We start from the raw sequence: 19,999 nt of genomic DNA on the forward strand, positions 1-19,999 counted from the left end.
CTATTGACATGACATTCGCACAGGACCGATCCTCCTCGCATAGAGCGCTCTAGTAGAGCGCCGCACACCATCGGAAGGACACGTCATGGCAAAGGCGCCGGCCTCCCTCCGCGCCACCGCGGGCAACCTCTGCCTGGGCTCGGCCCCCGACTCGTGGGGCATCTGGTTCCCCGAGGACGAGCACCAGGTCCCCTACCCCCGCTTCCTCGACGAGCTGGCCGAGGCGGGCTACCGCTGGCTCGAACTCGGCCCGTACGGCTATCTCCCCACCGATCCGCAGAAGCTGAGGGCGGAGCTGGACGCGCGCGGCCTCCAGGTCTCCGGCGGTACGGCGTTCGGCGCGCTGCACCGCCCGGAAGCCTGGGACGAGACCCTCGCGCACGTCCGCCAGGTCGCCGCGCTGACCGAGGCAGTGGGCGCGCACCACCTCGTCCTCATCCCCCCGATGTACCGGGACGAGAGGACGGGCACGTTCACCGAGCCCACCGAGCTGACCGCCGAGCAGTGGGCGGGCTTCGGCAAGTCCGCCGACCGCCTCGGGAAGCTCCTCCTCGACGAGTACGACGTCCACCTCGTGGTCCACCCGCACGCCGACAGCCACCTCCAGACCCAGCCGGAGATCGAACGGCTCCTCAACGAGTCCGACTCCCGGTACACGAACCTCTGCCTGGACACCGGGCACGTCGCGTACGGCGGCGGCGACAGCGTCGATCTGATCCGGCGGTTCGGGGAGCGGGTCGGGTACGTCCACATCAAGCAGATGGACCCCGGAGTGCTGGCCCAGGTCGCCGCCGAGGGGCTGTCGTTCGGGGAGGCCGTCAAGCGGGGCGTGTGCGTGTCGCCGCCCGCCGGGGTGCCGGATCCCGCCGATGTCGTCGCCGAACTGGCCGAGCTGGACGCCGAGTTGTTCGTGATCGTCGAGCAGGATCTGTACCCGTGCGCGCCCGAGGTGCCGTTGCCGATCGCGGTCGGAACGCGCGAGCACCTGGCCGGCTGCGGGCTCACGGGGACACGGAGGCCCGCCGATGGCCGTTGAGACCAAGGCGGTTGAGACCTCGCCGGGCGTCGCCCGGCGGCTGCGGGTCGTCACCCTCGTCGCCACGTTCGGCGGGCTCCTCTTCGGCTACGACACGGGCGTGATCAACGGCGCCCTGCCGTACATGAAGGACGACCTCGGGCTGACGCCGTTCACCGAGGGCATGGTGACCAGTTCGCTGCTGCTCGGCGCGGCGCTGGGCGCGGTCGTGGGCGGGCGGCTGTCCGACGCGCGCGGCAGGCGCCGTACGATCCTGGCGCTCGCGGTGCTGTTCTTCGTCGGCGCGCTCGGGGCGACGCTCGCGCCGGGCACGGCGTCGATGGTGGTGGCCCGGTTCGTGCTGGGGCTCGCGGTCGGCGGGGCGTCGGTGACCGTGCCGGTGTACCTCGCGGAGATCTCGCCCGCCGAGCGGCGCGGGGCGCTGGTCACCCGGAACGAACTGATGATCGTCAGCGGGCAGTTGCTGGCGTTCACGTCCAACGCGGTGATCGCGGACGTCGGGGGCGAGTCGGGCGGCGTGTGGCGGTGGATGCTGGTCGTCGCGACGCTGCCGGCGGTCGTGCTCTGGTTCGGGATGCTCGTCATGCCGGAGAGCCCTCGGTGGCTGGCCTCGCAGACGCGGTTCGCCGAAGCGCTGGACGTGTTGCGTCAAGTCCGGTCGCGGGAGCGGGCCGAGAGCGAACTCGCCGAGGTGTCGGCGCTCGCCGCGAAGGACGCCGAGCAGAAGATCGGCGGGTGGCAGGACGTCAGGTCCACGCCCTGGCTGCGGAAGCTGATGGTCGTCGGGTTCGGGATCGCGATCGTGCAGCAGATCACCGGCGTCAACACGATCATGTACTACGGGACGCAGATCCTCACCGACGCCGGGTTCGCCTCGGACAGCGCGCTCACCGCGAACATCGCGAACGGGGTGATCTCCGTGCTGGCGACGTTCGTCGGGATCTGGCTGCTGGGGCGGGTGCCTCGGCGGCCGATGCTGATGACCGGGCAGGTCGGCACGATCGTCGCGCTGTTCCTCATCGGGGTGTTCTCGCTGACGCTGCCCGCCGGGGACGGGCGGGCGTACGCCGTCCTCGCGATGACCGTCACCTTCCTCGCCTTCCAGCAGGGGGCGATCTCGCCGGTCACCTGGCTGATGCTGTCCGAGATCTTCCCCATGCGGATGCGCGGGTTCGGGATGGGGGTCGCGGCGGTCGTGCTGTGGCTCACCAACTTCGCGATCGGGCTCGTCTTCCCGTCCCTCGTCGACGGGATCGGCGTCTCCGCGACCTTCTTCCTGTTCGTCGTCGCGGGCTTCTTCTCGCTCGCGTTCGTGAAGCGGTACGTCCCCGAGACCAAGGGGCGCACGCTCGAAACGCTGGAGGCGGAGCTTCGCGTCCGCTACTCCCGACCCTGATCGGAGCTGTTGGAATGACTGTACGTATCGGTGTCATCGGCGCCGGGTGGATCGGCAAGGAGCACATCCGCCGGCTCACGCACACGGTGACGGGGGCGCGGGTCACCGCCGTCACGGACATCGACGCGGTGCGGGCCGCCGAGGCCGCCGGGCCCGTGGGGGCGCGGGTGCTGCCGGACGGTGCTTCCGTGGTCGTCTCGGACGACGTCGACGCCGTCCTCGTCACCTCCTGGGGGCCCACCCACGCCGAGCACGTCCTCGACGCCGTCGCCGCCGGGAAGCCCGTGTTCTGCGAGAAGCCGCTCGCCACCACCGCCGAGGACTGTCTGCGGATCGTCGAGGCCGAACAGGCTCATGGCCGGCGGCTCGTGCAGGTCGGGTTCATGCGGCGCTACGACGCCGGGTACCGGCAGATGAAGGAGGTCATCGACGCCGGGCGGATCGGGACGCCGCTCATCGTGCACTGCGCGCACCGCAATCCGAGCGTGCCCGACTCGTACACCTCCGACATGGCCGCGCTCGACACGGCCGTCCACGAAGTCGACGTCCTGCGCTGGCTGCTGGACGACGAGATCGTCTCCGCGCAGGTCGTCACCCCGCGCGCCACCCGGCATCGGGCCGCGCATCTCAAGGACCCGCAGATCATGCTGTTCGAGACCGTCAAGGGGGTGCGGATCGACCTGGAGGTCTTCGTCAACTGCCAGTACGGGTACGACATCCAGTGCGAGGCGGTCGGCGAGGAGGGGCTCGTGCGGCTGCCGGATCCCTCCTCGGTGGCCCTGCGCGGTGCCGGGCAGCGTACGTCCGCCGTGCTCACCGACTGGGTCGAGCGGTTCCGGGACGCGTTCGACACGGAGTTCCGGGAGTGGGTCGCCGGGGTCGCCTCCGGTGCGGCGCCGACGGGGCCGTCCGCGTGGGACGGATACGCCGCGACCGTCATCACCTCGGCGACCGTCGAGGCCCTGAACACCGGCGCCGTCGTCGCCACCGACCTGAAGCCCCGTCCCGCCTTCTACGGAGGTGCCGCGTGAAGATCGCCCTCGACCCGTACATGTTCCGTTCGCTGCCCATCGACGCGATGGTCCGTACGGTGGCCGAACTCGGCTACGAGTACATCGAGTTGTCGCCGCGTGACGACTTCATGCCGTTCTTCCTGCATCCGCGTGCGGACGACGAGCGGATCGCGGAACTGAAGAACTCCCTTCGCACGCACGGGGTTCAGCTCTCCTCGGTACTGCCGCTCTACAAGTGGTCGTCGCCGGACGAGGCCGAGCGGCAGGCCGCCGTCCGCTACTGGAAGCGGATGATCGAGATCACGGCCGAGCTCGAATGCCCGTTGATGAACAGCGAGTTCAACGGCCGTCCCGAGCGGGCCGCCGAGAGCGAGGCGGCGTTCTGGCGGTCGCTGGAGGAGCTGCTCCCCCTGTTCGAGCGGGAAGGCATCGCTCTGAACCTGGAGGCGCACCCGGACGATTTCTGCGAGGAGAACGCCCCGGCGGTGGACCTGGTCCGCGCGATCAACGAACCGTGGGTGAACTACCTGTTCTGCGCCCCGCACGCCTTCCACCTGTCCGGCGCTTCGGAAGCCGGCGCCGACATCGCCCAGATGATGCGTTACGCCGGTGACAAGCTCCAACACGTCCACATAGCCGACTCGTTCAACCACAAAGGCTCCTCGGGCCTCCGCTACATCATGAACCCGCCCGGCACCCCGGCCCGCATCCACCAGCACCTGGACATCGGCCAGGGCGAGGTCGACTGGCCCGCCTTCTTCACCACCCTCCGCGACCTGAACTTCGACGGCGTGGCCACGGCATGCGTGTTCGCGTGGGAGGAACGGGCGCACGACTCCTCGGCGTTCATGCTGGACCGGATACGCAAGGAACTCGCGGCCTGACCACACCTGAGGCGCCCGTCCGGGCGCCTCACAACTCCCCCACAGCTCACCCCTGTTCCTGTCAGAAGCATTGACCTGCGTTCCCGTACCCCCTACCTTCTGATCGATTTTCCGAACCATGTCCGGGATTTCGGACATCCAACTCCCCCCGCACGGAGATCGAGATGAGCGAACTGCCCCACCTTTCGCGCCGTGGGCTTCTTGCCATGGGTGCCGCTGTGCCCGCCGCGCTGGTGTTGGGAGGAGGTACGGCGTACGCCGCCGATTCGGCGTACGCGATGTGCTACTTCACCGAGTCGACCAATCTGGGGGACGGCACCGACTACGGGCTGCATCTCGCCGTCAGCCCGGACGGGCTGAACTGGACGCCGCTCAACCAGAACAATCCGCTCGTGACGCCCACGGCGGGGGCGCTCGGGCTGCGGGACCCCTTCATCATGCGCAAGCAGAACGGGGCGTTCGTCGTGCTGGCGACGGACCTCAAGGGGACGGACTGGAGTTACAACAGCCAGTACATCCACGTGTGGGACTCGGCGGACCTGCGGAGTTTCACCGGGTACCGGCGGCTGAAGCTGCACGACATGACCACGCACAGCTGGGCGCCCGAGGCGTTCTGGGATGCCGGGCGGCAGCAGTACGCGGTGCTCTACTCGGCCGTCAACTCCAGCGGCCACAACGTCATCATGGTCAACTACACGACGGACTTCGTGACGGCGTCGGCGCCGCAGGTCTTCTTCGACCCCGGCTACGACGTGATCGACGGCGACATGGCCGTAGGGGTGAACGGCTACAACTACCTGTACTTCAAGAAGAACCAGACCCTCGTGAGCGCCCGCTCGACGAGCCTCGACCCGGGCAGCTTCACGGAGTACAGCGCGGGGGTGGCACACGGCGGCACGGAAGCGCCGACGATCGTCAAGTCCCTGACCAGCAGCAACCTCTGGTGGCTGTGGGGAGACACGTACACCCCCAACGGCGTGTTCTACGCCTGGCAGTCGACCAGCCCCGCCACCGGCACCTGGACCGCCCTGGACCAGAAGACGTACACGCAGCCGGTCAACTCCAAGCACTGCGGCATCGTCCCGATCACGACGGCCGAGTACGACAACCTCCTCGCGAAGTGGGGCGCCCCGGCCTGGAACCGGCTCAAGTCGTACAACTTCCCGGCCCGTTACGTCCGCCACTCCAACTACGCGGCCCGGATCGACGAGTACCCGGTCGAGCCGTACAAGGACTCGCTGTGGACGCTGGTCCCGGGGCTCGCGGACGGTGCGGGAGTGTCGTTCCGCTCGGTCAACTACCCGGACCGGTACCTGCGCCACGTGAACTACGCCCTCCAGCTGGACGTGAACGACGGGACGTCGGCGTTCGCCGGGGACGCGACGTTCTACCGTACGGCGGGCCTCGCGGACGCGAGCTGGGCGTCGTTCCGGTCGTACAACAACCCGACGCGGTACATCCGGCACTACAGCTACGCCCTGCGCATCGACCCGGTGTCGACGGCGACGGAGAAGCAGGACGCGACGTTCCGGGTCGGGTACTGAATGTCGTAGATCCTCGCGGAACCCCCCAGTGATGTCGGATTTCCGGCATCACCCCGGTTGTGGCTCGGTCTCTCCCCCGCACGTGGCGGAAAGTTGCCCCCAGCTACAACACGGAAAGGGAGAACCCGTGAACGTCTCGACCGCGACGGACACCCCGCGCGAGCACCGGGCGGCGACGCTCGTGATGGCTTGCGTGGGGGTGTTCGTCGCCTACCTGCCGGTGACCACCGTGTCGGTGAGCCTCCCGGCGATCCAGCGGGCCCTGCACGCGTCGACGGCGGAACTGTCGTGGGTGAGTGACGCGTTCGTGCTGCCGATGGCGGCGCTGATCCTCACGGCGGGCGTCTTCGGCGACGTGCACGGCCGCAAGAAGGTGGTCCTCGCGGGCCTCCTGTTCAGCGCGGCGGGTGCGGCGATAGCCCTGTCGGCGCGGTCCATAGAGGTGCTGTGGGCGGGCCAGGCGGTGTCCGGCCTCGGCGCGGCGGCCCTGCTGCCGACGACGCTCGCGCTGATCAGCCACGCAGTCCCGGACCCCCGCGAGCGCGGCAAGTACGTCGGCCTGTGGGCGACGTCCCTGATGGGCGCCCTCGCGCTGGGCCCGGTGATCGCGGGCCTGATCCTGGAGCACTTCGCGTGGCGCTGGATCTACCTGCTGCCGATCCCGGCCTCGCTGCTCGCCCTGGTCCTGGTCGCCCGCCTGGTCCCGGACTCCCACGCCCCCGGCACCCGGCGCCTGGACTGGCCGGGCCAGATCAGCGCGGCGGTGACGATCACGGCACTCGTGTACGGCGTCATCGAGGGCGGCGCGGGCTCGTTCACCGAGGCCAGGGTGGTCGTCGCGCTGGTGCTGGCGGCCGTGAGCGCCGTCGTCTTCGTGGTCGCCGAGCGCCGCAGCGACAGCCCGATGCTGGACCTGAAACTGTTCCGCTCCCCCGCGTTCACCGCGACCACGCTCGTCGCGATGATCAGCTTCCTCGGCCTGATCGGCTTCTTCTTCGCGCTGAGCCTGTACTTCGGGATGGTCCAGCAGCTCACGACGCTGGAGTCGGCGGGCCGCATGATCCTGGTGACGCTCGCGGCGATCGTCGTCTCGCAGCCGGCGTCGCGGCTGATGCACCGCTGGTCGCCGCGCGTCCTGATCACGGGCGGCCTGCTGGTGACGTCGGGCGCGCTGCTCGCCCTGACGTCGGTGGGCGTGAACACCTCGTACGGCTCGCTGTCCTGGCGGCTGGTCCTGCTGGGCGTCGGCCTCGGCTTCGTGATCACGCCGATGACGGCGACGGCGGTGACGTCGGTGCCGCATCACCTCGCCGGGATGGCGGCGGCCGGCAACAACGCGTTCCGGCAGGTCGGCGGGGCACTCGGCCCGGCCGTACTGGGCGCGGTGCTCAGCACGAAGGCGGCGGACGCCCTGCCGGGGCACCTCGCGGACGCGGGCGTCTCGGCGGCGGCCACGCGGCGGATCGGCGCGGCGGTCGACGAGGGCGGCCTCGGCGCGGTGGCCCGCCTGGACCTGGGCGCGGAGCAGGGACGGGCGCTGGGCGCGATGTCCCAGGCGTTCCTGGACGGCCTGCACCTGTGCCTGGTGATCGCGGCGGGCCTCGCGGCGGTCGCGGCCCTGGTGGCGGCGGCGCTGCTGCGCAGGCCGCAGACGCCTCCGGCGTCGACGAAGGTCGCGGGGTCGGAGGCAGGCACCCCTGTGCAGGCTCCCGCGACCACCTGACAGATCATGACAACGCGACCTCATGCCGGGCCCCGTACGCTCCCCGCATGAGGTCGCACCCGTCCCGTCCCAGAAGAGACCCCATGGCACCAGCCGTCTTCGACCCCCTCGATCTCAAGCTCCTCCAGGCCCTCCAGCTGGACGGCCGCGCCCCGTACACCCGGATCGCGGAGGTCCTCGGCGTCTCGGACCAGACGGTCGCCCGGCGGCTGCGCAGGCTGCACGGCACGGCCCGGGTGCGGGTCTTGGGGATCGTGGACGAGAACCGGGTGGGCCGCAGCGGCTGGATCGTCCGGATGCGGTGTACGCCGGACTCGGCGGACCGGCTCGCGGAGGCACTGGCGCGGCGGCCGGACACGATCTACGTGGCGCTGGAGTCCGGCGGCACGGAGGTGGTCGCCTCGATGCGCCCACGCAGCCGCGAGGAACGCAACGAACTGCTGCTCAACCAGTTGCAGCGCACCCCCCGCCTGCTGTCGGTGAGCGCGCACTGCATCCTGAACCACTTCTACGGCGGCCCCGCCGGCTGGCTCAGCAAGCTCCAGGCGCTCACCCCGGCGGAGGAGGAGGCCCTGCGCCCGCCGCCCGTCGACCAGGAGCGCGGCGTCGTCCGGATCGACGAGACCGACGAACACCTCCTCGCGGTCCTGCGCCTGGACGGCCGCGCCTCGCTGGGCGAACTCCAGTCCGCCACCGGCCAGTCGGAGTCGGTGGTCCGGCGCCGCCTGGAGCGGCTGCGCTCGTCCGGCGTCCTCTACTACGACGTGCAGTACGACCCGGAGTCGCTGGGCTCCACGGTCGACGCGATGCTCTGGCTCACCGTCGCCCCGTCCGCGCTGGCCCCGATCGGCCGGGCCCTCGCCGGGCACCCGGAGGTGGCGTTCGCGGCGGCGATCACCGGGCCCGCGAACATCGTCGCCGCGACCCTGCACCGCAGCAGCGCCGACCTGTACCAGTACCTCAGCGAGAAGATCGGGGCGCTGGAGGGGGTGCACTCGGTGGAGACGGCGCTGACGCTGCGCCAGGTGAAGCAGCTCAGCTACGAGCCGGTGCGCTGAACGCGCTGGTCAGCAGGGTGGAGGGCGCAAAAGAGCCGCTCATCTCGCGCTGCTAGGGTGCACGGCATGCAACCCCGCTGGCTCTCCGCGCAGGAGATGCGCACCTGGCGCTCGTTCTCGGACCTGAGTCTCGTCATGGAGGACGCGCTCGACCAGCAGCTGCGGCACGACTCGGGGATGAGCCACCTCAACTACTCGGTGCTGGTGTTCCTCTCCGAGCAGCCCGAACAGCGGCTGCGGATGACGGACCTCGCGGAGAAGCTGCGCATCGCCCGGACCCGGCTGTCGTACACCATCGCCCGGATGGAGGAGGAGGGCTGGGTACGGCGTGAGGACTCCCCCGGCGACAAGCGGGCGCAGCTCGCGGTGCTGACCGACGCGGGGCTGGCCGCGCTGGAGGAGGCGGCGCCGGGCCATGTGGCCCTCGTACGCTCCACGGTCTTCGACCGGCTGACGCCGGAGCAGGCGCAGGCGCTCGGGGAGGCGTGCGCGATCGTCCTCGCGGGGCTGACGGGTCCGGAGCGTCCGGCGCTCCCGGTGGACCTGCCCTGGCGGCGCTGACCAGCAACGATGTCTTCTGGCGGGCTCAGCCACGGCCATATCTTGCAGTTTTGCAATACCTGGGGCTAAGGTCGAAGACAGTTGAAGCCTCAAGCAAGGAGCTGTCATGCGGATCTCCCGTACGGCCTGGGCCGGTGCCGTCGCCCTGGGTGTCCTCGCCACGACCGGAGCGGGCGTCGCGGGTGTCGCCGCCGCCGGGACGAAGCCGGCGAGCGAGGACGCGCAGCTGCAGAAGCTGTACAAGGAAGCCGTCGCCGAGGGTGGCCGGCTCGTCGTCTACGCCGGTGGTGACAAGCCCGGCCAGGCCGACTATCTGAAGGACGCCTTCGTCAAGAAGTTCCCGAAGATGAAGGTCGACATCGTCGTCGACTTCAGCAAGAACCACGACGCCCGCGTCGACAACCAGATCGCCGAGCGGCACGTCGTCGCCGACGTCGTCCACCTCCAGACCGTCGACGACTTCCCGCGCTGGAAGAAGGAAGGCGTCCTGGAGAAGTACAAGCCCGTCGGCTGGAACGCCGTCGACAAGCGGGTCAAGGACAAGGACGGCTACTACGCGGGCCTGTTCTACTTCGCCTTCGCCAATGTCACCGCGACGAAGCTCGGCGACAAGGCCCCCGTGGAGGCCAAGGACTTCCTGAAGCCCGAGTTCAAGAACAAGCTCGTCTTCACCTACCCGAACGACGACGACGCGGTCCTCTACTACTTCAAGGAGCTGACCGACAAGTACGGCTTCGGCTACCTGAAGCAGCTGATGGCGCAGAACCCGAAGTTCGTGCGCGGCACCCAGGACTCGTCCGACCTCGTCGGCACCGGCGACTACGTCGCCAACTTCGGCAGCGGCGGCAGCATGAACGGCCTCTCCCAGGTCACCCTCCCGAAGCAGTCCCCGTGGGTGGCCTGGCCGCAGACCGGCGCGATCCTCAAGAACGCCCCGCACAAGGCCGCCGCCAAGCTGTACCTGAGCTGGATCCTCTCCAAGGACGCCCAGAAGAACGACATCGGCACGTGGGCCGCCCGCACGGACGTCCCCGCTCCCGCCGGCCGCAAGGGCATCTTCGAGTACAAGAACATGAACCCGCTCGGCCTCGGCGAGTTCCTGAGCGACCGCACCGCGCTGGACCGCTACAAGTCCCGGATCGGCCTGTACGTCGGTGACGTCCAGGGCGTGAACCCGTCCGACCCGAAGGGCGTCCTGGGCCTGCGTCCGGTGAGCCAGAGCGGCACCCAGGGCTGACGGCCCCGTGGGGGCTCGATGTGCGGGTCGCCCGTACCCGTGCTGACCTGGTAACCATGACGCCCGAGCCCCCACCCCCGGCCCGCACGGTCCGTGCGTTCGCGCTGATCCGGCACCCCAGGCTGTGGATCCTGCCGACCCTCCTCAGCACGGTCCTCGCCTTCCTGCTGTCCCTCCTCTACATGGGCGGCATCGTCAGCCCGAACAAGCACCTGCACGACCTGCCGATCGCCCTGGTCAACATGGATCAGGGCAAACCCCCGGCCGGGCAGCGCGCGAACCTGGGCACACAGGTCGCCGAGGCGATCAGGAAAGCGCCCGGCGACCAGGCCGAGTGGCGGGTGCGCACCCGTTCGCAGGCCCAGGACGAGCTGGACAGCGGCAAGGTGTACGGGGCGCTGGTCATCCCCGCCGACTTCACGGACCGCACCCTCGCCCTCACCACCCGGGGCGCGACCAGCCGCCCGACGCTCACGGTCCTCACGAACCCCGGCAAGGGCAGCCTCGGTTCCAGCCTCGCGAGCAGGATCTCGACGACGGCCGCGCAGCAGGCGTCGGCCACGATCGGCGAGCAGCTCACCCAGGCCGACCCGGCGGCGACGGCGACCACGAGACTGCTGCTCGCGGACCCCGTACAGATCAGGACCGAGGTCGGGCACCCCATCGGCGACCACAGCGGCATCGGCCTGACCGCGTTCTACTACGCCCTCCTCCTGGTCCTGGCCGGTTTCATGGGCGGGAACGTGATCCACTCCGGCGTGGACGGCGCGCTGGGGTACGCGGACGTCGAGATGGGCCCCCTGCACACACGCCGGCCCACGATCGGCGTGAACCGCACGCAGACCCTGCTCCTCAAGATGCTGATGACAGCGGGCATCACCCTGATCAGCTCGTCGCTCGTGATGCTGGCCTGCGTGGCGATCCTCGGCATCGACGCCACCCACCTCCCCCTGCTGTGGGTGTTCTCCTACTGCGCGACCCTCGCCGTCGGCCTCGGTGTGCAGGCCATCAACGCGGCGTTCGGCGGCATCGGCCAGCTCGTCGCGATGTTCGTCTTCATCGTGATGGGCCTCCCCTCCTCCGGCACGACCGTCCCCCTCCAAGCGGTCCCCGGCTTCTACCGCTTCCTATCCCACTTCGAGCCCATGCGCCAGCTCGGCGACGGCGTCCGCGCGATCCTCTACTTCGACGCCCGCGGCGACGCGGGCCTGACCCGCGCCTGGCTGATGATCGCCCTCGGCTTCGTGGTCTCACTCCTGTTCGGCTTCGCGATGACCCGCTACTACGACCGCAAGGGCCACCGCCGCTTCACGCCACAGCCCGAACCCGGTACCCGCACCGGTTCATGAAGGCCCGCGAACCACAACAGCCGAGAGATACGGCACTCCGCGCGTCGCCGTCCTCGCGGAACGGTGTCCGACTCGCCGCGTCTTCGAGGGCTGCCGGCGGGCCTCATCCGGCTGGCTCGTTGAGGTAGGCGGCCCGTTCCTCGTGGGTCAGTTCTCGGGTGGTGCCGGCCCGGGAGCGCCGCAGGACCTCGTCGATCGGTTCGCAGGGGCGGCAGGTCCAGACGCGGACGGTGCCGTCGTCGTGCGCGCTGACGAAACGGTTACCGGGGAGGAAGTTCGTGTTCTCCACAGAGGCGCCGAAGCCGTGCAGGATCACGGGCGGGCTGTTGCCGGTGGTGCTCCAGATGCGGGTGGTGGCGTCGTTGCCGCTGGTCACGACTCGACGGCCGTCGGGGCCGAACGACACGCTCCACACCACTCCCTGATGGCCGTTCAGCACGCGCGGTCTGCCGGGCTCGGCGAGATTCCACAGCCTGGCCGATCCGTCGTTGCCGCCGCTGACGAGGTGCCGGCCGTCGGGGCTGAAGGCCACCGTCCACACCAGGCCGGTGTGACCGCGGAGGACCTCCAGTTCCTTACCGGTGGCGGGGTCCAGGACGTGGATGGTGCCGTCCCGGCCGGCCGCGGCCACGCGCCGCCCGTCGGGGCTGTGGGCGACGTACCGCACTTGGTCCTGGCCGGTGTCGACGACCAGGGGTTCCGCGCCCGCGGCGGTGTGCCAGATCCGTACGGTGCCGTCGCTGCCGCCGGTGACCAGGCGGCGTCCGTCGGGGCTGAACGCCGCGGTCCACACCGCCCCGTCGTGGCCGCGCAGGACGACGGGTTCCCTCGCGTCGTCCACCGGCCAGATCCGGGTGGTCCCGTCGGCGCCGGTCGCGGCCACCCGGCGGCCGTCCGGGCTGAACGCCACCCCGACGACGTCGCCGTCGTGCCCGCGCAGCACGGTCGGCGGGGCGGCGCTCCCGGTGCGCCAGACGCGCACGGTACCGTCGGCGCCGGCGCTGGCGAGCCGGCGGCCGTCCCGGCTGGCCGCCGTCGCCCACACCGGCCCGTCGTGCCCGGTCAGCACGCTGTCGCTGCCCGTCGGGGCCGCCTCCCAGACCCGTACGGTGCCGTCCTGGCTGACGCTCACCACGCGCCGCCCGTCGGCGGCGAACGCGACCGCGGTCACGGTGCCGCGATGCCCGCGCAGGATCAGCGGTGCGGCGCGGTGCCGCACGTTCCAGATCCGTACGGTCCCGTCGTTGCCCGCGCTGGCGACCCGGGCGCCGTCCCGGCTGAAGCCGATGCCCTCCGCCGTGCCGTCGTGGCTGCCGAGCACGACCGACTCGGCGGGGGCGTCGGGGTCCCACAGGCGCGCGGTCCCGTCGGTGCTCGCGGTGGCGATGCGCCGCCCGTCGGGACTGAAGGCGAGCGACTCCACGGAGTTGCTGTGCCCGCGCAGCACCACGGTCGTCCGCCGGCTCCCGACGTCCCAGACACGTATCGTCCCGTCGCCGCCGCTGCTGGCGAGACGGCGTCCGTCCGGGCTGAACGCGACGCCGAGCGCCCGCCCGTCGTGGCCGCGCAGCACGACCGGTCCGCCGCCGCCCGTGGCGTTCCAGATCCGTACGGTGCCGTCGTCACTGGCGCTGGCGACGCTGCGGCCGTCCGGGCTGAACGTGGCGCTCCACACCTGTGCCGTGTGTCCTCGCAGGATGACCGGCTCGGCGCCGCTCGCCCACGTCCACACCGAGACCGTGCCGTCCTCGCCGGCCGCCGTGATCCGGGTGCCGTCCGGGCTGAACACCGGCGTCCACACCTCGCCGCCACCGCCACCGCGCAGCACCACGGGGTCTCGCAGCGTCGTGCCGTACCGCCACACCCGGACCGCGCCGTCGCCGCCGCTGGTGGCGAGGTAGCGGCCGTCCGGACTGAACGAGACCCCGAGAACCTGCCCGTCGTGGCTGGCGAGCACGGCCCTCACCCGTGACTCGAACACGGCTTGGCGCAGTGCCGCCTCGGTCTCGTCGGTCGCGCTGGTGCGGTAGGCACTGGTAGCCAGCAACAGGCCCAGTTCGGGGTCGAGCTGGGCCTGGCCACGCGCGCTCGCCACGAGTTGCCGGGAGAACGCGAGCTCCTGCCCGGCCTGCGCCCGCCGGGCCTGTACGAACGCGATGCCCGCGAGGACGGTCAGTGCGACCACCGCCGCCGTGAGCCCGCTCAGCGTCAGCCGCGCACGGCGCCTCGCCGCCGCCCGCTCGGCCTGTGCGCGGTCGCGGCTCGCCGCCAGGAACCCGCGTTCGAGATCATTGAGCCGGCCGGTGTCCCGGTCGTCCCACTCGGCCAGCCGTACTCCGCGGTAGAGCGCCCCGTCGTCCCTGCCGTGGTCCGCCCACTCCCCGGCCGCATGGGTCAGACGCCGGTGCGCGCGCAGGAGTTCGCGGTCGGTCTCGATCCACATCCGCAGTCGCGGCCATGCCGTGATCAGGGCTTCGTGGGCGAGGTCGACGGTGTCGCCGTCGAGGGTGACCAGGCGGGCGCGGGCCAGTCGTTCCAGGACCAGGGCGGCATCCCCGCGGGTGCTCGCGGCCAGTTCGGTGCGCAGAGCGGGGCGACGGGTGTCCTGGGCTCCTTCACCGGGGGTGACGAGCCGCAGCAGCAGATCGCGGGCGACGGCGGCCTGTTCGGGAGAGAGCTGGGTGTAGAGGCGCTCCGCGGTTCGGGCGAGGGCACCGCTCACCCCGCCGACGGCGTCGTACACGGCTTCGGTGAGCACTCTGCCCCGGCGCCTTCGCCAGGTCTCCAGCAGCGCGTGCGACATCAGGGGCAGGCCACCGGACTCGTCGGCGACGTCCCGGACGATCCGGGCGGTCAGGGCGCGTTCCAGGGTCAGTCCGGTGGCTGTGGCCGGTTTGACGATGGCGTCGCGCAGTTCGTCCTGGTTCATCGGGGTGACCAGCAGGTTGGCGTCACGCAACGCCTCGGCCAGGGCGTGGTGTTCGGCACAACGGCCGTAGAAGTCGGCGCGGACCGCGATCAGCACCCGTAAGCGGCTTGCCGGTCGGAGGGCGGCGAGCAGGAGGTCGATGAAGCGGGTGCGTTCCGCCGGATCCTGGCAGAGGGTGTAGACCTCCTCGAACTGGTCGACGATCACGAACGTGTCCGTGCCGCCGTCGCCGGGTCCGCTCGCGTCGAGTAGAGGCGCGTGGGCGCGCGCGGGGTGGTCGCCGGGCGTCAGGATCTGGATCACGGCCGGCCGCAGGCCGGGTTCCTGGGAGTGCTGGAGGGCGGGGATCAGGCCCGCGCGCAGCAAGGAGGACTTGCCGCTGCCGGACGGGCCGAACACCGCGGCGAACCGCCGGCGCCGCAGCAGATCCAGCAGGTCGGTGGTGAGCCGGTCCCGGCCGAAGAAAAGTCCGCTGTCGCCCGGCTCGAACCGGGCCAGCCCCCGGTAGGGCACATCCGCCCCTTCACCGCCCTCCTCCTGCGCGCCGACCGCGGCGGCGGCGTCCACGGCCTGTTTCCACCGGGCTTCCCACTCGACCGCATTGCCCCCGCACGCCGCCACGTAGGCCAAGGTCACCGCGAGCGTGGGCAGTTGCTCGCCCGCCGCCGCCTGCGACAGGGTCGTGCCCGAGTAGCCGGCCCGCTCGGCCATCGCCCGGTACGTCGTCCCGCCCGCCTCCGTCCGCAGCTTGCGCAACTCGAACGCGAACCGCTGCACCGGGCCCGCCCCCGGATCCACCGGCACCTCACGACGCCCCGCCATGCCCGTCCCCCTCGTCGGCCGTCCCACACCAGACATCTCACCCCTACACCCCTCAACCCGGCCCGAAACGTCACACCCGCTCATTGATTGGCCGCCGGAACAGCCCTGCCAATCAATGGGCCGGCCGCTGAGATCGAGGTGAGAGCGGTACCGGGGGGTGCCGCCGAGACCCACCGACGGAGGAAACCTCATGCACGTCCGATCCCACGTCACGAAGCGCGTCTCCGCCCTGCTGTGCGGCATGGCGCTGACACTCGGAGCCGGCAGCGCCGCCACGGCCGCCACGGACCAGGCCACTGGGTCGACCGGGTCGACGTACGCGGCGCAGGCGAAGGCGGTGGGCCTTTCGGCCCGGCAGGCGGCCCAGTTGCAGGACCGGGTGGAAGCGCAGTTGGCGGACATCAAGGTCCCGGCGGAGCAGGTGGGGTACAACGAGATCCGGGTCAAGGACGGCAGCGCGACCATCACGCTGGCCGTGCCCGGCGTGCGGGACACCAGTTGTGCCTCCCAGTACCTGTGCCTGTGGCGGGATGCCAACTGGACCGGCACCAAGCTGTCGTTGTACGTCTGCGAATTCCGCGACCTGAACGACCTCCCCTTCGGCAACGACACCCTCACCTCGTACAAGAACAACCAGACCCGCGGCACCGTGGCCAGGTTCTACAACTGGGAGGGCGGCCGTTGGGTCCAGAAGTTCACGAGCACGGCCTACCACACGGAGGACAGCCTCGCGAACACCCCCTGGAACGACATGATCGACGGGGTCCGGGTCTGCTGAGTCCTTGACGGAGGCCGCCTGGAACCACCCCTTCGGGGGCCAGGCGGCCTCTTGGCAGGTGTGCTACGCGTTGAAGCGGTACTCCCCCGCCCGCACCCGGAAGACCTGGTACTCGGCGCCTCCCGAGGTGGCCTTGCGTATCGGCTTCAGGGGTGTGGTGACCGGCTTGCCCTGCGTCGGGACCCAGATCTCCGCGTCCGTGTTGAACGGGACGGTGACCGTGAGGGCGATACGGCCGTCCGGGAGTCGGTGCCAGGCCGAAGTGACCTTGCCGCGGACCGTGTTGATGGTGGCGCTGACGTGGTCGAGGAGGGTGGGTGACAGGTCGGTGTCGTCGACGTTCGCGGGGACTCGGCTGTTGACGGGAGTCGAGGGGATGTAGGGGCGAACGCGGAGGGTTTCGTAGGCGGTCGAGGTGGGGCGGATGCCGGCGAGGCTCTGGTAGAACCAGGTCGCGACGTTGGAGCGGTAGTGGTGGTTGACCGAGAGGCGGTCGGTCCACTGTTCCCAGAGGGAGGTGGCGCCCTTGGCGATCTGGTAGACGTAGCCGGGGGTGCCGGTCTGGGTGACCGACTTGAGGGCTGTGTCGGTGTAGCCGTACTCGCTGAGGATGTTGAACTCGTAGCGGGAGCCGTACATGTCGTTCTGGATGTGGTTGCCGGAGGCGGTGATGCGGTCGGCGAGGAGTTCGACGAGGGCTTTCTTGTTCTCCGCCTGGGACTTGGTGTCCTTGAGGTAGCGGGGGTCGGTTTTCGGGAGGTCGGAGCCGGGGACGAGGTCGAAGGCCACGGCCATCGTGTTCTCGCTGGAGATGCTGCCCTTGGTGAACTGGGTGCCGTCCCAGTAGTTGGTGATGAACGCCTTGCGGAGGGTGCGGGCCAACTCGCGGTAGTACGCGGCGCGTTGAGTGCGGCCGAGGAGGTCGCCCACCTGGTCCATGTAGTCGCAGAAGTGGATGTAGAAGGCGAGGCTGATGACCGCGTTGCTGCCCGGGGGCTCCGCGCCGGAGTAGGCGCCGAGGGAGGCTTCGAAGATGTAGTCGTTCGCCGGGGTGAAGAGGGTTTCGTAGTAGCTGAGCAGCCGGTCCTGGTGGTCGTACAGCTCGGCGAAGAGGCTGCTGTTGCCGTAGTACGTGTACAGCTCCCACGGCATGACGAAGTACGCGGAGTCCCAGGCGGGGACGGCCTTCCAGGTGGCGTTCCAGCCGGGGGTGCGGTCGTAGCCGTAGGCGCCCTTGGGGGCGGGGACGATCATCGGGAGCTGGCCGGTGGAGATCTGGTTGTCGGGCAGGTGGCGCAGGAAGGTGGTGAAGACGCCGTTGACGTCCCAGGTGAGGGACTGGGACTCGGAGCTGGCCATGGCGTCGCCGGTCCAGCCGTTCTTCTCGCGGGAGGGGGTGTCGGTGGGCTTCTGGACGAGGTTGTTCTGTTCGGCCCACTCCAGGTTGCGCTGGATGCGGTTGATCAGGGCGTTGCCGGTGGTGAAGGTGCCGGTGCGGGCGAAGCCGGTGCGGGCGACGGACACGGTGAACAGGCCGGCGTCGCGGGCGAGTTCGGGGGTGCGGCCGAGGACCGCATCGAGGCCGCGCACCTCCAGGTAGCGGAAGCCGAAGTGGCTGAACTGCTGCTCCCACGTCTGGGTGGGGCGGGTGCCGACGGTGTAGTAGTGGGTCTGGAGGTTGGCGTCGTGCTGGAAGTTCTCCTCCTCGACCGTCCCGTCGGTGACGCGGTTGCCGCCCCGGATGCGCAGGGCGAGGCCCGCCTTGTCGGGGGTGACGCCGGTGAGGTGGACGCGGACGAAGCCGGTGAGGATCTGCCCGTAGTCGACGATCCAGGTGCCCGGGGTCCCAGGAGTGAGGGCGACGGGCTTCAACACCTCGCTGACGAGGACGGGTTCGGACTCGTGGGCGCGCAGGACGGCGGGCTTGAAGCCGGACGGGGTCTTCGTCGCGGGAAGCCTGCCATGGAACTTGGGATGCGGGCTGGAGCAACTTCCGGGCGGGATCAGGTGGGTTGCGGGGCGCCAGTCGCCGCCCGTGCGGTAGCCGGCCGTCCGCCACTCCCCCAGCTTCTCCGCGCGCCGGGCGTCGTACTTCTCGCCCGAGTAGACGGAGTCGAAGGTGGTCGGCCCGTCGGCGGTGAGCCAACTGCCGTCCGTGACCAGGGTGGTGGAGGTGCCGTCGGTGTAGGTGATCGCGAGTTTCGCGAGGAGGCGGGGCTGGCCGGAGTAGGGGGCGAGCTGCCAGTACCACTCCTGAGGGGTCGTCAGCCCGTAGAAGCCCCGGCCGAGTTCGGCGGCCACGACGTTCTCCCGGCCGGCGCGCAGGAGGGCGGTGACGTCGAACGTGTCGTAGAGGACGGTGCGGTCGTAGGTGCTGTGGTCGGTGAGGAGGCGGGGGGTGCGGGTGCCGTCGACGGTGAGGGGGGCGCCGTTGACGGTGAGGGTGACGTTGCCGGCCGCGCTGAGGTGGAGGCGGGCCTTGGCGATACGGCGGTTGCCGGTGAGTCTGAAGGAGCGGCGCAGGACGGGGGCCGGGGCGGCGATCGGGAGGACGTTGTTGCGGCCGGGGATGTACGGGTTCTTCGGCGGGAAGGTGAGGCCGTCGAGGGTGCCGATGCCGGCCTCGAAGGGGTTCGCGCCGGTGGTGAGGTCGGCGCTGAAGTCCCGTGCGCCGGTGCCCTTCACGGTGACGTTGCGGATGGTCGCCGAGGTGACGCCGCCGAACCCGAAGCTGCCGTGGCGGCGGATCTGGTCCCCGGTGAGGGTCCGGGTGTCGACGTGGACGCCGTTCACGGTGGTCGTGACGGTGAGGCCCCGCACCTCGACGGTGACGGTGTGGTCGCGGCTCGCCCAGGTGCCCGGCGTGAGGCCGGTCGACGCGGGGAGGGCGACCGTGCCGACGGGGACGCGGCGGGTGCCGGACGTCGTGGGGTTGGTCTCGCTCTGCGGGTCGTAGTGGTCGACACCCCAGTCCGGCTGCGAAGTCCCGTCGTCCACCCAGGTGTTGCCCGCGTAGTGGCTCGTCGCCATGACGAGCTGCATCGCGTCGCCGACGCGCTTCAGCGTCCAGTCGAGGGCCTCGCCCCAGGTCTTGCCGATGGGTTCGGCGCGCAGGAGGAGGGAGAGTCCGCTGTCGGGGTCGGCGCCGCCCCGGAACACGACGGTCGCGGTCGAGTCCCGCCAGTCGTGGTCCTGTTCGGTCCGTCCGCCGATCCAGCGGGCGCCGGACCAGTCGCCGTCGAAGAGCCCGGTCTCCCAGGTCGCGGGCTTGCTCCAGGCGCCGGGCCGGCCGTGCTCGTCCCAGGAGCGGACCTGCCAGTGGTAGGCGCGGTCCGCCTTCAACGCACGTCCCTGGTAGGGGACTTCGACGGTGGCGGTGCCCTTGACACGCCCGCTGGCCCAGACGTCGGCGGTGCCGGGGCGGGTGCCCACCCGGATCTCGTACGCGGACTGGCGGTCGACCGGGGGGACCCAGCTGAACGCCGGGGTGGTCTGGGTGCCGATCGGCGCGGTACGGGAGTTGATCTGGAGGGCGTACGGCTGTCTCGCGGGGCCCTTGAAGGGCGTCGCCGGCGCGGCTGCGGCGGCTGTCGGCGCCGAGACGGCCGCCCCCGCCGCTGTCGCCGTCATGATGCCGAGCAGGTGTCGGCGGCTCAACGTGCTCATGTG

General features: G+C 70.6%; 13 protein-coding genes. 11 read left to right on the forward strand and 2 right to left on the reverse strand.

Annotated features, from left to right (window positions below):
- The first annotated feature begins 85 nt into the window (after positions 1-85).
- From ACLZOT_RS23550 to ACLZOT_RS23595, 10 genes are all read left to right on the forward strand, one after another.
- Positions 86-1,036 (forward strand): TIM barrel protein, encoded by a 951-nt coding sequence (locus ACLZOT_RS23550; RefSeq protein ID WP_416971013.1) that lies wholly within the window; start codon positions 86-88, stop codon positions 1,034-1,036.
- Positions 1,026-2,432, forward strand: a complete 1,407-nt coding sequence (locus ACLZOT_RS23555) for a sugar porter family MFS transporter (protein ID WP_416971014.1) — start codon at positions 1,026-1,028, stop codon at positions 2,430-2,432. The genes ACLZOT_RS23550 and ACLZOT_RS23555 overlap by 11 nt, the downstream gene beginning before the upstream one ends.
- 14 nt (positions 2,433-2,446) lie before the next feature.
- Positions 2,447-3,463: a Gfo/Idh/MocA family oxidoreductase gene (locus ACLZOT_RS23560; RefSeq protein ID WP_416971015.1), complete on the forward strand. Its 1,017-nt coding sequence runs from the start codon at positions 2,447-2,449 to the stop codon at positions 3,461-3,463.
- Positions 3,460-4,329 carry a sugar phosphate isomerase/epimerase family protein gene (locus ACLZOT_RS23565; protein ID WP_416971016.1) on the forward strand — a complete coding sequence of 290 codons (870 nt, stop codon included), beginning with the start codon at positions 3,460-3,462 and terminating at the stop codon, positions 4,327-4,329. The genes ACLZOT_RS23560 and ACLZOT_RS23565 overlap by 4 nt, the downstream gene beginning before the upstream one ends.
- Positions 4,330-4,493: 164 nt before the next feature.
- Complete coding sequence (locus tag ACLZOT_RS23570; protein ID WP_416971017.1) at positions 4,494-5,873, forward strand: glycoside hydrolase family 43 protein; 1,380 nt, start codon at positions 4,494-4,496, stop codon at positions 5,871-5,873.
- Between the two features lie 184 nt (positions 5,874-6,057).
- Positions 6,058-7,596 carry an MFS transporter gene (locus ACLZOT_RS23575; protein WP_416971135.1) on the forward strand — a complete coding sequence of 513 codons (1,539 nt, stop codon included), beginning with the start codon at positions 6,058-6,060 and terminating at the stop codon, positions 7,594-7,596.
- Between the two features lie 83 nt (positions 7,597-7,679).
- The gene (locus ACLZOT_RS23580; protein ID WP_416971018.1) at positions 7,680-8,654 is read left to right on the forward strand and encodes an Lrp/AsnC family transcriptional regulator; all 975 of its coding nucleotides are present in this window, start codon (positions 7,680-7,682) and stop codon (positions 8,652-8,654) included.
- Between the two features lie 66 nt (positions 8,655-8,720).
- Positions 8,721-9,215, forward strand: a complete 495-nt coding sequence (locus ACLZOT_RS23585; RefSeq protein WP_416971019.1) for a MarR family winged helix-turn-helix transcriptional regulator — start codon at positions 8,721-8,723, stop codon at positions 9,213-9,215.
- Positions 9,216-9,321: 106 nt separating this feature from the next.
- A complete protein-coding gene (locus tag ACLZOT_RS23590; protein ID WP_416971020.1) occupies positions 9,322-10,452 on the forward strand; it encodes an ABC transporter substrate-binding protein in 1,131 nt (376 codons plus the stop codon).
- Between the two features lie 56 nt (positions 10,453-10,508).
- Positions 10,509-11,801 (forward strand): YhgE/Pip domain-containing protein, encoded by a 1,293-nt coding sequence (locus ACLZOT_RS23595; protein WP_416971021.1) that lies wholly within the window; start codon positions 10,509-10,511, stop codon positions 11,799-11,801.
- A 103-nt stretch (positions 11,802-11,904) separates the two neighbouring features.
- On the opposite strand, the gene ACLZOT_RS23600 is transcribed toward ACLZOT_RS23595, so the two are convergent.
- Positions 11,905-15,552, reverse strand: coding sequence for a hypothetical protein (locus ACLZOT_RS23600; protein WP_416971022.1), 3,648 nt, complete (start codon positions 15,550-15,552; stop codon positions 11,905-11,907).
- 190 nt (positions 15,553-15,742) lie between these two features.
- On the opposite strand from ACLZOT_RS23600, the gene ACLZOT_RS23605 reads away from it, so the two are divergent.
- A complete protein-coding gene (locus tag ACLZOT_RS23605) occupies positions 15,743-16,330 on the forward strand; it encodes a hypothetical protein (RefSeq protein ID WP_416971023.1) in 588 nt (195 codons plus the stop codon).
- Positions 16,331-16,393: 63 nt separating this feature from the next.
- Here ACLZOT_RS23605 and ACLZOT_RS23610 read toward each other — a convergent pair whose 3' ends face one another.
- Positions 16,394-19,996 (reverse strand): family 78 glycoside hydrolase catalytic domain, encoded by a 3,603-nt coding sequence (locus ACLZOT_RS23610; protein ID WP_416971024.1) that lies wholly within the window; start codon positions 19,994-19,996, stop codon positions 16,394-16,396.
- Positions 19,997-19,999 lie beyond the last annotated feature (3 nt).

Source organism: Streptomyces sp. 4F14, assembly GCF_048159485.1.
Classification (GTDB): Bacteria; Actinomycetota; Actinomycetes; order Streptomycetales; family Streptomycetaceae; genus Streptomyces.